Source organism: Allobosea sp. BK604 (assembly GCF_004341515.1).
GTDB lineage: Bacteria > Pseudomonadota > Alphaproteobacteria > Rhizobiales > Beijerinckiaceae > Allobosea.
Genome location: NZ_SLZF01000003.1, coordinates 746,322 through 758,929, shown reverse-complemented (window position 1 = coordinate 758,929; position 12,608 = coordinate 746,322). Strand labels below are relative to the sequence as shown.

Sequence of the window (12,608 nt, the reverse complement as noted above, 5' to 3'; positions counted from 1 at the left end):
CCTGCCGCCAGAGCCTGATACCGGTCCGCCCGCCATGAACAATGATCGCGGCTTCGCCCTCATGTTGCTTGCGCCGGCGCTGATCTGCGTGATCGGCCTCGTCGGCTGGCCGATGGCGCAGATCGTCACGTTCAGCTTCGTCGAGGGCAAGGGCCTCAACGTGCTCGACACCGCCGGCCGGAGCTGGGGCATCGGCAATTATGTCTCGGTGCTCAGCGACGGCGAGACCTGGGAGAGCGCGCTGACGACGTTGTACTATGTCGTCGGCTCGGTCGGCCCGGCCTTCCTGATCGGGCTCGGCGTGGCGCTGCTGCTCAACCAGAATTTCCCGCTGCGCCGGGCCCTGCGCTGCCTGGCCCTGCTGCCCTGGGCGGCGCCCGGCGTGCTGGTCAGCATCATCTTCCTCTGGCTGTTCGACCCGTCCTATGGGGTGGTCAATTACCTGCTGCGCATCACCGGGATCAGCAACGAGGATATCGGCTGGTTCACCAATGAGGACACCGCCCTCTACGCGGTGCTGATCCCGTCGATCTGGAAGAGCTTCCCCTTCTTCGCGCTGACCATTCTCGGTGCCCTGCAGACCATTCCCGAGGATCTCTACGAGGCCGCCGATATCGACGGCGCCAACAAGCTGCAGGCCTTCGTCAACGTCACCTGGCCCGGCATTCGCGGCCCTGCGATCCTGGCGATCATCCTCAACGCGCTCTGGGCGCTGCGCGAATTCGACATCATCTTCGCCACCACCGGCGGCGGACCGTTCCGCGTCACCGAGACGCTCGGCATCCGCGCCTATACCGAGGCCTTCTCCTATTTCGAGCTCGGCCGCGCTTCGACGCTCGGCGTGCTCACCATCGCCTTCGCCTTGCTCTTCGTGCTGATCGCCAGGCGGCCGCTGCAGAAGGAGTTCTTCTGATGTCCGCGCTGATCACCGGGCGCGAGCTGCGCGTGCTTCTGGCCACGATCGTGGTGGTCGCCCTCATCCTGTTCCCGATCTACTGGATGGTGGTGACCGCGCATTTGCCGACGACGATCGTGCTGTCGCGGGTGCCGCCCTTGCTGCCGCCTCTGGCCGAGATGTCGTTCGACGCTTTCGGCCGCGCCCTGCTGCGCCGGCCCTTCCTGGTCTGGATGGGCAATACGATGATCGTCGCCGTCGGCTCGACCCTGCTCAGCCTGGTGATCGCCACGCTCGCCGGCTACAGCCTGTCGCGCTACCGCTCGCGGATGCAGGAATACTCGGGCCTAGCGCTCCTGGTCAGCAAGATGCTTCCGGGCAGCCTGATCGTCATCCCGTTCTTCATCATGGCGAGCCGGGCCGGGATGATCGACAGCCGCTTCGCCCTGATCCTGGCCAATACTTCGGTCGGCGTGCCCTTCGCGACCTGGATGATGAAGAGCTATTTCGACGCGATCCCGCGAGAGATCGACGCGGCCGCGACGATCGATGGCTGCACGCGGCTGCAGGCGCTCTGGCATGTCGTGCTGCCGATCGCGCGGCCTGGCCTGACCGCGGCGGCGATCTATCTCTTCATCGTCGCCTGGGCCGATTTCGTCTTCGCCCGCACGCTGATCAATTCGCCGGATCTGTGGACGCTGACCACCGGGCTCGCCTCCTTCGTCGGCGAGCATGGCGTCGATTGGCCCGGGCTGATGGCCGCCGGGACCCTGTCGATGGTGCCGATCTTCATCCTCTTCGTCCTGCTCGAACCCTATCTCGTCAGCGGCATGGCCGCCGGCGCGGTGAAGTAGCGAGCGCTCGTCAATGCTGGCCTTGGGAGTCCGATCGTGAAGGTTCTCGTCACCGGCGGCGCCGGCCGCGTCGGCAGCCGCGTCATCGCCTCGTTGCTCGCGCGCGGCGATCAGGTCGTCAATCTCGATCTGCGCGAGAATGCGCAGGCCGGCGTGACCAATGTCGTCGGCGCCTTCGACGACGCAGACGCGGTCGGGCGCGCGATGGACGGCGTCGATTCCGTCCTGCATCTGGGCGCGCTGATGTCCTGGGTCGCGGCCGATACGCCGAAGATGTTCGCGGCCAATGTCACCGGCACGCATCTCCTGCTGCTTGCCGCCAGGGAGAGGGGCGCCCGCAAGTTCGTCTTCGCCTCGAGCGGCGAGGTCTATCCCGAGACCAGGCCGGCCTATATGCCGCTCGACGAGAGCCATCCGACCAGGCCGACCTCGCCCTATGGGCTGACCAAGCTGCTGGGCGAGGAGATGGTGCAGTTCTTCGCCCGCGCCTATGGAATGGCGACGGTGATCCTGCGCTTCAGCCATACGCAGGATGCGAGCGAGCTGCTCGACCCCGCGAGCTTCTTCTCAGGCCCGCGCTTCTACCTGCGCCCGCGCATCCGCCAGCAGGAATCCTTCGGCAACACGGCCGTTGTCGAGGCGCTCAGGCCCTTCGACGACGGCACCGAGAAGCACCTGATCAGCCGCGGCCAGGACGGCGCGTTCTTCCGCATGCCGATCACCGATACACGCGACATCGCCGCCGGCGTGATCGCGGCGCTGGATAGCCCGCGCGCCATCGGCCAGGTGATGAATCTGGGAACGGAGGAAGCGATCCGGATCGACGATGCGATCGCGATCCTGCAGCGGCATACCAAGCTGCCCGCGGTCGAGGTCACCTTGCCGATCCCGGCGGTGAACTACCAGACCTCGCGGGCCCGTGCGATCGAGATTCTCGGCATCCGGCCACAATGGACCTTCGAGCGCATGGTCGCGGACGCGGTCGCGGTGGGCGGCAAATAGGTTGGAACGCCGATCCACATCCTGGATAGATGGCTAGGTGAGCGAGGCACGCGTGAGGCGGCTGGACATGGTCGAGGTCAACGAGCGAGGCGAGGACGGCATCCGCGAGATCCCGGGCGCGCAGGCGCTGCGGCGCGGGCTCTCGCTGCTCGACATCGTCGCCGAGAAGCCCGGCCTGCGCTTCACCGAGCTCGCCGACCGATCCGGCCTGACCCGCGCCACCGCGCACCGCATGCTCTCGACGCTGGCCGAGGCCGGCTTGCTGCGCGTCGACGAGCGCGACCAGAGCTACCATCTCGGCTTCCGCCTGTTCGAGATGGCGCATCGCGTCTGGGATCAGTTCGACCTGAGGAGCGCGGCCGAGCCGGAGCTGGAGCGTCTGCGTGACCTTGCCGGCGAGACGGTGCGGCTCGCCGTGCTCGACAGCGACGAGATCCTCTATGTCGACCAGCGCGAGGCGGTGCAGGCCATCCGGCTCGGCAATGGCGTCGGCGCTCGCGCCTCGAGCTATGCCAGCGGCGCCGGCAAGGCGATCCTCGCCCATCTCGACCCGCTGATCCGCGAGCAGATCCTCAACCGGCTGAAACTGCAGCGCTTCACGCCGAATACGATCACCGATCGGGCAGCGCTCGCCCAGCATCTCGACCTGACCAAGGCGCGTGGCTATTCGGTCTCGCTCGAGGAGCAGCAGGCCGGCGTCAGCTCGGTCGCTGCCGCGATCCTCGACCATCGCGCCCATGCGATCGGCGCCATTGCCGTAATCGGCCCGTCCTACCGGCTCGGGCTCGACCGGCTGCATGCGCTCGGCCGCGACGTGATGGAGGCGGCGCGCCGCATCTCCGGCAATGCCGGCCAGGTCGCGATGTCGATCAGCATCAACCCTCGCCCGCTCGGGCCGGACCGGGAGGATGTCGTCTCTGTGGTGCCGACCACCTCCTTCCTCGGCGAGGGGCCGACCTGGCTGCCGGCCGAACGCAAGCTCGCCTTCGTCGACATCCTGGCGCCCGCGATCGTGATGTCCGATCCGGCCGACGGTTCCTTCCAGGTCCATCCGATGCCGGAGCTGGTCAGCGCCGTGGTGCCGCGCCGGCGCGGCGGCTTCCTTGCCGCGATGCAGACGGGCCTGAAGGCGGTCGACCTCGACAGCGGCAAGGTCACTTCGATCGCCGCGCCCGAGGCCGGCAAGCCGGGCAACCGCTTCAATGACGGCAAATGCGACCGGCGCGGCCGCTTCTGGGCCGGCACGCTCGCCATCGACACGACGCGCGGCCATGGCGGCCTCTACCGGCTCGATCCGGACGGGCGCTGCGCGCTGATGGACCAGGGCTTCGACGTCTCGAACGGCCTCGGCTGGAGCCCGGACGACCGGCGCTTCTACTTCACCGATTCCGGCTCCAGGCGGATCTATCTCTATGATTTCGACATCGAGCGCGGCGAGATCGCCAACCGGCGCATCTTCGTCGAGCTGGCCGAGGGCGTCGGCATTCCCGACGGGCTCGTCGTCGACACGGAAGGCTTCGTCTGGTCGGCGCATTGGGATGGCTGGTGCATCACCCGCTACGATCCCGACGGAAAGGTCGACCGGGTGATCAATTTGCCCGTGCCGCGGCCGACGAGCTGCGCCTTCGGCGGGCCCGATCTCGCGACGCTCTACGTCACCAGCGCCCGCATCCGCCTCTCCGCGCATCAGCTCGCCGAGGCGCCGCTCTCCGGCAGCGTCTTCGCGCTGCAGACCGGGGCGCGCGGCCTGCCCGAAACCCCGTTCGCAGGCTGAGATGACCGGCCTGGCCTCTTCAAGGAGACCTGACATGACCAAGCTCTCCGGCGTCTTCCCGGTGCTGCCCACGCCATTCAGCAAGGAGGGCGCGGTCGATCCCGAGACGCTCGCCGGGCTGGTCGGTTTCGCGGTCGAGGCCGGCGCCGATGGCGTCGTCTATCCGGGCATGGCGAGCGAGGTCGAGACGCTCTCGCCGGAGGAGCGGCTCACGATGGTACAGGCTCTTGGCGCCGCTCTTGGCGGGCGACTGCCCTTCATCGTCGGCGCCAGCGATGCCGATCCGGCCCGCGCCGCTGCCCGTGCCGAGGAAGGTCGTGCGGTCGGGGCGAAGGCGGCGATGATCATGGCGCCTGCCGGCAACGGCGCGGATGTCGCGAAGCATGTCGCCTTCTACCAGGCCGTGGCGGCGGCGACGGCGCTGCCGATCATGCTCCAGAACGCGCCGCAGCCGATGGGGGCGGGGTTGAAACCCGAGGCCGTGGCGGAGATCGTCCGCGCCGTGCCGCAGATCCGCTTCGTCAAGGAGGAGACCTTGCCCTGCGGCCAGCATGTCAGCGCCATTCTCGACGCGGTCGGCGGGCAGCTCGACGGCGTCTTCGGCGGCGCCGGGGCGCGCTACGTCATGGACGAGCTGGCGCGCGGTGCGGCCGGTACCATGCCGGCGACGGAAATGACCGATCTCCATGTCGCGCTGGTCCGCGCCTTCCGCGGCGGCGATCCGATCGAGGCGCGCCGGCTCTATTCGCGCAGCCTGCCGCTGCTGCTGTTCCAGGCGATCTTCCGGGTCAGGCTGACCAAGGCGGTGCTCGCGGCGCGGGGCCTGCTCGACTCGACCGTCGCGCGCGCAGCAGGCCCGGTCTTCGATGCCGACGACGTGGCCGAGCTTGCCGCGCTGATCGACGAGGCCGCCGACCTCTTCACTCTCCATCCCGTCCGCTCAGACAGGATCAGCCATGCCGCCGCTTGATGCGATCGCCAAGGTCGAAAGTTTCATCATCTCGATCCCGCGCGACGTGCCCTATCTCGGGCCGCTGCGCGAGGGCGAGCGCATCAACGAGAAGGGCTATGTGATCCGCCGGGGGAACCGCTCGATCTACCCGACGAGCGATATGTCGGTGCTGGTCAAGGTGACCTCGGAGAGCGGCAAGGTCGGCTGGGGCGAGACCTATGGCATCGTCGCGCCGCAGGCGGTGATCTCGATCATCGACGAGGTGCTCGGCCCGGTCCTGATCGGCCGCGATCCGGGCGATCCGGTCGTGCTGCACGAGGATCTCTACGATCTGATGCGGGTGCGCGGCTTCTTCGGCGGCTTTTATGTCGATAGCCTCGCCGGCATCGATATCGCGATCTGGGACCTCTACGGCAAATGTCTCGGCCGGCCGCTATCGAGCCTGCTCGGCGGTACCCGGCACGCCGCGATTCCGGCCTATGTCTCAGGCCTGCCCAAGGCGACGCTCAGGGAGCGCTGCGACCTCGCTGTCGAATGGGTCGGCAAGGGCTACAAGGGCATCAAATTCGCCGCCGCGATGTCGGATGACGGCATCGTCAAGGAGATGGCGGCGCTGCGCGAAGCGGTCGGGCCCGAAATCGACCTGATGGTCGACCTGCACTGGAAGTTCACCTCCGGCGAGGCGATCCGGCTGATCCGGCGGCTCGAGGCCCATAACCTCTATTTCGCCGAGGCGCCTTGCGAGCCCGAGGATATCGAGGGGCAGGAGCTGGTCGCGCGCGGCATCGGCACGCCGCTGGCGCTCGGCGAGGAATGGCGCACCACCTACGAGTACCGGCCACGCTTCGAGCGGCGCTGCATGAGCATCATCCAGCCGGAGATGGGCCATACCGGCGTGACCGAGTTCCTGCATATCGGCCGGATGGCGCATGCTTTCCATGTCGATACGATCCCGCATGCCTCGATCGGCATCGGCATCTTCATGGCCGCGAGCCTGCAGGCGACGGCGGCGCTGAAGCGCGTGCCGTATCACGAGTACCAGCACTCGATCTTCGACAAGAACCTGCGCTATGTCGTCGGCGACATGGGCTGCTCGGACGGCTTCTATCGCCTGCCGAGCGGGCCGGGCCTCGGCGTCGAGCCGCATCCGGACGTGTTCAACTACATCCGGACAGCGTGAGGCGGGGGCACGCATGAGCCAGCGCCGTTTCCGGGGCGTCTACCCAATCCTCTACGCCTTCTTCGACCGCGGCAGGCGGCTGGACCATGCCGCGATGCGGGCGCAGGTCGAGCATTGCATCGATGCAGGCGCGCATGGCATCGCGGTGCTCGGCCTCGTCACCGAGGTCAATCGGATCAGCACGGCAGAGCGGCAGGAGGTGGTCGAGCTCGTCGGCGCCGCCATTGCCGGCCGCGTGCCCTATGCGGTGACGATCGCCGAACAGGATCCGGCGGCGCAGATCGCCTTCGCCAGAATGGCCGCGGCGAACGGCGCGGATTGGGTGATCCTGCAGCCGCCGCCCGGCAAGGGCCATTCGGAGGCCGATCTCCAGCGCCATTTCGGCGTGATCGCCGACGGGCTCTCGCTGCCGGTGGCGATCCAGAACAACCCGGTCAATCTCGACAGCTACCTCTCGCCGGAGGGGCTGACCGAGCTGGTCCGGCGCCATGCCAACATCACCCTGCTGAAGGCCGAGGGCACGTCGGTCGATATCGCCCGCGTGCTGGAGGCGCTCGGCGGAGAGGTCGATGCCTTCGGCGGCCATGGCGGGGTCGAGTTCATCGCGCTGATGCGCAGCGGCGGGGCGGGGCTGATCCCGGCGCCGGATTGCCTGGCGATCCAGGTCGCGCTCTTTGAGGCGCTCAGCTCGGGTGATGCGGCCGCGCTCGCGCTGGCCGAGCGGCTGCACAAGGAGATCCTGCCGCTTGTCGTGTTCATGACGCGCTCGATCCCGAACATCCTCGTCTACGGCAAGCGGGTCATGGCGCGTCGGCTGGGCTTCGACGCCGTGCATGATCGTGGCGCCGACCTGACCCCGACGCCGTTCGGACTCGCCGAGATGGAGCGCGTCTTCGCCGATGTGCTGAAAGCCGAGGCGGAGCTGCTGCCGCAGCTGATCTCGGCATTGCGCTAGAGCATTTCCGCGATTCTCCGAATCGCGAAAATTCTCTATCCCTTTGTTCTAACACATTTTCTTTAGGCGAACCGGGATCCACTTCGCTCGAAAATGCTCCAGGTGGGACCGGCCCGCTCCTGACAATCGCCGTCGCATCACGGTGTCAGTAGACAGGACGCGAAGCGGGAACCATCGTGACGCCGCGGTGTTGGCGTCCGGCGGGCGCGCGCCGCAGGCTATGACGCTCGGGAGGGAAGGCCATGTCTGGCAAGATCAGGGTCGGCATCGGCGGTTGGGTCTTCGAGCCCTGGCGCGGCGAATTCTATCCCGGCGACCTGCCGCAGAAGCGCGAGCTGGAATATGCCTCCGGCAAGCTCACGTCGATCGAGATCAACGGCACCTATTACGGCTCGCAGAAGCCCGAAAGCTTTGCAAAATGGCGCGAGGAGACGCCGGAGGGTTTCGTCTTCGCCCTGAAGGGCTCGCGCTACATCACCAATCGCCGGGTGCTGGCCGAGGCCGGGCCCTCGATCGAGAAATTCATCATGGGCGGCCTGCTCGAGCTGAAGGAGAAGCTCGGGCCGATCAACTGGCAATTCATGCCGACCAAGCAGTTCGACCCGAAGGATTTCGAGGCTTTTCTCAAGCTCCTGCCGAAATCGGTCGATGGCCGCGAGATCCGTCACGCGGTCGAGGTCCGGCATGACAGCTTCCGCTCGCCGGATTTCATCGCGCTGCTCAAGGAGCATGGTGTCGCCGTGATCACCGCGGCGGATTCAAAGTTCACCCAGATCGCCGATGCGACGGCGCCCTTCGTCTATGCCCGGATCATGGGCACGAAGGAGGCCGAGCCGCAGGGCTATTCGGCCAAGGAACTCGACGCCTGGGCGAAACGGGCGAAGAGCTGGGCCGAGGGCGGAATGCCCAAGGACCTGGAGGCGGTCGCGGCGCCTGCCGAGGCGAAGACCGGGCGCGACGTCTTCCTCTACGTGATCAGCGGCGACAAGGTCCGCAATCCGGCGGCGGCCATGGCGCTGATCGAGCGCGTCGGCGGCAAGGCCTGAGGCGATTCCGACACGTCATTTCCTGCGGGTCATTGCGAGGAGCGTAGCGACGACGCAATCCAGGGGGACGTAGCGCGCTGCCGCCCCTGACGTGCGATGCCTCCATCAGTCTTTCACTCCGGCTCCTGGCAGACATCGACCCATTCCGCCCCGGTCAGCGCGACCATGCGCTCGGGGCTGATCCGGAGCGCGCTCTGGGTCGAGCCGGCGGCGGGGACGACCTCGTCGAAGGCTTTCAGCGAGATGTCGCAATAGACCGGGAGCGGGCTCGGCAGCCCGAAGGGGCAGACGCCGCCGACCGGATGCCCGGTGATGGCGACGACCTCCTGCGCATCCAGCATGCGTGGCTTGCCGCCGAAAGTGGCCTTGGCCTTGCGGTTGTCGAGGCGGCCGATGCCGCTCGTCACCACCAGCACGACCTTGTCGCCGATCCTGAGCGAGAGCGTCTTGGCGATCCGCGCAGGCTCGACGCCATGCGCCGCTGCGGCGAGCGTGACGGTGGCGCTGCTCTCCTGCGTTTCGATGATGGCGATGTCGGGTGCCTGTTCGGCGAAGAAGGCTTTGACGGAATCGAGGCTCATGCGGAAGGCTTTCCAAAACGCCAGCGGATCAGCCAGGCGGCGAGCGCCGGCACGCCGAAGACGAGGAGCAGGATCGGCGATTCCTGCGCGAGCGTATAGCCGGCGCGGTTGATGCCCACGGCCATGTTGACCAGCGAGAGCACCAGCCATAGCGGCAGAAAGATCCTGACCGCGAAGGCGATCGGATTATTGCCGGCGGCGCTCAGTCGGGGCGCCAGCAGGAGCAGCACGCCGAGCAGCGCGAAGCCTCCGGCCATGACCTTGACCGTGTGCATTCAGATGGCCTCCTTCTGCGTGATGCCGAAGAGTGGACGTTGGCTTTTGGGCACCATCACGCTGTCCGCACTGATCGTAGCGAGATCGTCTCCCAGGCTGCGACGACGATCAGCACGATGGTAGCGCCGATGCTGAAGCCGAGCGGCGGCAGCAGCGCGGCAAGCGGCGTGAGCAGGGCGAGAAGCGCGAGCCCGACCACATGCGAGAGCGGGTACCAGCCAGCGGTGACTTTCTTGAAGAGCAGGTTGCCGAGCAGATAGAAGCCCGGGCCCGCGATGACCGCGATCGCCGTCTTCGCGTCGGTATGCCCGGCGGGATGGGCGAGGACATATTCGTCGCCGACCGCGACCAGGATGATGCCGGCGACAAGCAGCAGGTGGATATAGGTATAGGCGAGGCGGGCGATCCGGCCGGGGTCGTCGGAATGGGCGATGCGCTCGCTGGCGCGTTCGGCGCCGATGTTGAAATAGATCCACCACATCGCGACCGAGCTCAGGAAGGAATTGGCGAAGGCGAGCGTGACCTCCGGCGTGGCGGGGAGCTTGGCGAAGGTCGCCCCGGTGACGAGCACGGATTCGCCGAGCGCGATGATGATGAAGAGCGCGCAGCGCTCGGCGAAATGCCCGCCTTCGACATCCCAGTCGGCCGTGCTCGAGCGGCCGAGGCCCGGCACGTAGAAGCCGAGCGAGGGCGAGACATATTCGAGCCCGAGCGCCACGGCCCAGAGCGCGAAGCGCAGGTTGCCCTCGGCAAGCCCGCCGGCGATCCAGAAACAGCCGGAGAACAGGAGCCAGACGGTGATGCGCCGGAAGTTGCGGTAATTCTCGGGGCTACGCCGCTTCAGGCACCACATGGTGAAGGCGGAGCGGCCGATCTGCATCGCCGCATAGGCGCCGGAGAAGAGAAGACCCTTCTCGGCAAAGGCCTCGGGCAGCGAGGTCGAGAGCAGCAGGCCGAGAAACATCAGCGCGAACAGCATCAGCCGCACGCCGATATGATCCGGATCGAGCCAGTTGGTCACCCAGCTCGTATAGATCCAGACCCACCAGACGGCGCCGAGCAGAAGCGCTGCCTGCGCCAGCCCGAGCGGTGAGAAATGCTCTAGCAGGGTATGCGAGATCTGGGTGATCGCGAAGACGAAGACCAGATCGAAGAACAGCTCGACGAAGCTGACCTTGTTGTGCTGGTGCTCGACACGCTGGCGCAGCAGACCGCGCCTGGTTTTGCTCTCCGTCATCCCAGCCCCATCCTCAGCGACGCCACCCTAAAACAAGATGCGGCCGGGCGGGAAGCGGTCAGCGTCATCCCGGGCCAGCGGCTTCCGCCGCTCAGACCCTGGATCCAGCGCAAGCCTCCGGCGCTCCGAGATGGCTCCCGGCGCTACGCTGCACTCCGGCCCGGGGAACGGGAGAGTGTGTGGCCTGGCTCAGTGCCGGAAATGGCGATGGCCGGTGAAGACCATGGCGAGGCCGGCCTCGTCGGCGGCCTTGATCACCTCGTCGTCGCGCATCGAGCCGCCGGGCTGGATCACGGCGGTGGCGCCGGCCTCAGCGGCGGCCAGCAGGCCGTCGGCGAAGGGGAAGAAGGCGTCGGAGGCGACGACCGCGCCCTTGGCGAGTGTCTCGCTCAAACCGGCCGCCTTGGCGGCCTCGCTCGCCTTCCAGGCGGCGATGCGCGAGGAATCGACGCGGCTCATCTGGCCGGCGCCGATGCCGACCGTGGCGAGGTCCTTGGCATAGACGATGGCGTTCGACTTGACGTGCTTGGCGACGCGGAAGGCGAAGCGCAGATCCGCGAGCTCAGCCTCGCTCGGCGCGCGTTTGGTCACGACCTGAAGCTCCATGTCGTCGACCACGGCATTGTCACGGGCCTGGGTCAGGAAGCCGCCCGCGACAGTGCGCAGCGAGAGGCCGACGGCGCGCGGATCGGGCAGGCCGCCGGTGAGCAGCAGGCGCAGGTTCTTCTTGGCGGCGATCATGGCGACCGCTTCCTCGTCGGCCTCGGGGGCGATGATCACCTCGGTGAAGATCTCGACGATCTTCTTCGCCGCCTGAGCGTCGAGCTTCTGGTTAAGCGCGACGATGCCGCCGAAGGCCGAGACCGGGTCACAGCGTAATGCGCGCTCATAGGCCTCGAGCAGCGAGTCGCCGGTGGCGACGCCGCAGGGATTGGCGTGCTTGACGATGACGCAGGCGGAGGACGCCTTCGGATCGAACTCGGCGACGCATTCGAAGGCGGCGTCGGTATCGTTGATGTTGTTGTAGGAGAGCTGCTTGCCCTGGACCTGCCGCGCGGTCGCGACACCGGGGCGCTGCTCGGGCGTGCGGTAGAAGGCGGCCCATTGATGCGGGTTCTCGCCGTAGCGCAGCGTCTCGGCCAGGCTGCCGCCGAGGCCGCGATAGGCCGGCGAAGTCTCGGCGAGTTCGCCGGCGAACCAGTTCGAAATCGCGGAATCATAGGCGGCCGTGCGGGCATAGGCCTTCTGGGCCAGCCTGCGGCGCAGCGTCAGCGTGGTCGCGCCCTTCTGCGCCTCGAGTTCGCTGAGCACGGCGGCATAATCGGAGGCGTCGACCACCACAGTGACGTCCTGGTGATTCTTGGCGGCGGCGCGGATCATCGCAGGGCCGCCGATATCGATGTTCTCGATGCAGTCGTCATAGCCCTTGCCTGCGGCGACCGTCGCCTCGAACGGGTATAGGTTGACGACGAGCAGGTCGATCGGCGCGATGCCGTGGCCGATCATCGAGGCCTGGTGCTCGGGATGCGAGCGGATGGCAAGCAGGCCGCCATGGACCTTGGGATGGAGCGTCTTGACGCGGCCATCCATCATCTCGGGGAAGCCGGTGAGATCGGAGACGTCGGTGACGGGCAGGCCGGCCTCGGCGATCGCCTTGGCGGTGCCGCCGGTCGAGATCAGCGCGACACCGAGCTTGTGCAGCGCACGCGCGAAGTCGATCAGGCCGCTCTTGTCGGAAACGGAAAGGAGGGCGCGTTCGACGCGGCGGAGCTCTGTCGGCATCAGATCTGGTCCAAAAGGTCGAGGGAAGGCAGCTCGGGCGCGGCCTATCACGCTCGGCCGCTTCTGCAAAGCGC

Annotated in this window: 12 protein-coding genes; 8 read left to right on the top strand and 4 right to left on the bottom strand. The window is 67.2% G+C overall.

From position 1 onward, the window contains the following. The first annotated feature begins 34 nt into the window (after window positions 1–34). The 8 genes from EV560_RS13040 (at window position 35) to EV560_RS13005 (ending at window position 8,658) form a co-directional block, all read left to right on the top strand. Complete coding sequence (locus EV560_RS13040) at window positions 35–913, top strand: carbohydrate ABC transporter permease (RefSeq protein WP_131856152.1); 879 nt, start codon at window positions 35–37, stop codon at window positions 911–913. After that, window positions 913–1,749, top strand: a complete 837-nt coding sequence (locus EV560_RS13035) for a carbohydrate ABC transporter permease (RefSeq protein WP_131856151.1) — start codon at window positions 913–915, stop codon at window positions 1,747–1,749. Before EV560_RS13040 ends, EV560_RS13035 begins: the two co-directional genes overlap by 1 nt. Before the next feature lie 36 nt (window positions 1,750–1,785). Beyond that, window positions 1,786–2,751, top strand: coding sequence for an NAD-dependent epimerase/dehydratase family protein (locus EV560_RS13030; RefSeq protein ID WP_131856150.1), 966 nt, complete (start codon window positions 1,786–1,788; stop codon window positions 2,749–2,751). 37 nt (window positions 2,752–2,788) lie between these two features. Further along, entirely contained in the window at window positions 2,789–4,525 is a 1,737-nt protein-coding gene (locus tag EV560_RS13025) for an SMP-30/gluconolactonase/LRE family protein (protein ID WP_248312020.1), read from the top strand. Window positions 4,526–4,559: 34 nt separating this feature from the next. Further along, entirely contained in the window at window positions 4,560–5,495 is a 936-nt protein-coding gene (locus EV560_RS13020; protein WP_131856149.1) for a dihydrodipicolinate synthase family protein, read from the top strand. After that, window positions 5,482–6,657 carry a mandelate racemase/muconate lactonizing enzyme family protein gene (locus tag EV560_RS13015; RefSeq protein WP_131856148.1) on the top strand — a complete coding sequence of 392 codons (1,176 nt, stop codon included), beginning with the start codon at window positions 5,482–5,484 and terminating at the stop codon, window positions 6,655–6,657. Before EV560_RS13020 ends, EV560_RS13015 begins: the two co-directional genes overlap by 14 nt. Before the next feature lie 13 nt (window positions 6,658–6,670). After that, window positions 6,671–7,612: a dihydrodipicolinate synthase family protein gene (locus EV560_RS13010; RefSeq protein ID WP_165923439.1), complete on the top strand. Its 942-nt coding sequence runs from the start codon at window positions 6,671–6,673 to the stop codon at window positions 7,610–7,612. Between the two features lie 242 nt (window positions 7,613–7,854). After that, window positions 7,855–8,658 carry a DUF72 domain-containing protein gene (locus EV560_RS13005; RefSeq protein WP_131856146.1) on the top strand — a complete coding sequence of 268 codons (804 nt, stop codon included), beginning with the start codon at window positions 7,855–7,857 and terminating at the stop codon, window positions 8,656–8,658. Between the two features lie 113 nt (window positions 8,659–8,771). Here EV560_RS13005 and EV560_RS13000 read toward each other — a convergent pair whose 3' ends face one another. From EV560_RS13000 to purH, 4 genes are all read right to left on the bottom strand, one after another. Further along, window positions 8,772–9,239 carry a YbaK/EbsC family protein gene (locus EV560_RS13000; protein WP_131856145.1) on the bottom strand — a complete coding sequence of 156 codons (468 nt, stop codon included), beginning with the start codon at window positions 9,237–9,239 and terminating at the stop codon, window positions 8,772–8,774. Further along, entirely contained in the window at window positions 9,236–9,514 is a 279-nt protein-coding gene (locus EV560_RS12995) for a hypothetical protein (RefSeq protein ID WP_131856144.1), read from the bottom strand. The genes EV560_RS13000 and EV560_RS12995 overlap by 4 nt, the downstream gene beginning before the upstream one ends. Window positions 9,515–9,570: 56 nt before the next feature. Continuing rightward, complete coding sequence (locus EV560_RS12990; protein WP_131856143.1) at window positions 9,571–10,752, bottom strand: low temperature requirement protein A; 1,182 nt, start codon at window positions 10,750–10,752, stop codon at window positions 9,571–9,573. A gap of 189 nt (window positions 10,753–10,941) precedes the next feature. After that, window positions 10,942–12,534: a bifunctional phosphoribosylaminoimidazolecarboxamide formyltransferase/IMP cyclohydrolase gene (gene purH, locus EV560_RS12985; RefSeq protein WP_131856142.1), complete on the bottom strand. Its 1,593-nt coding sequence runs from the start codon at window positions 12,532–12,534 to the stop codon at window positions 10,942–10,944. Window positions 12,535–12,608: the final 74 nt, after the last annotated feature.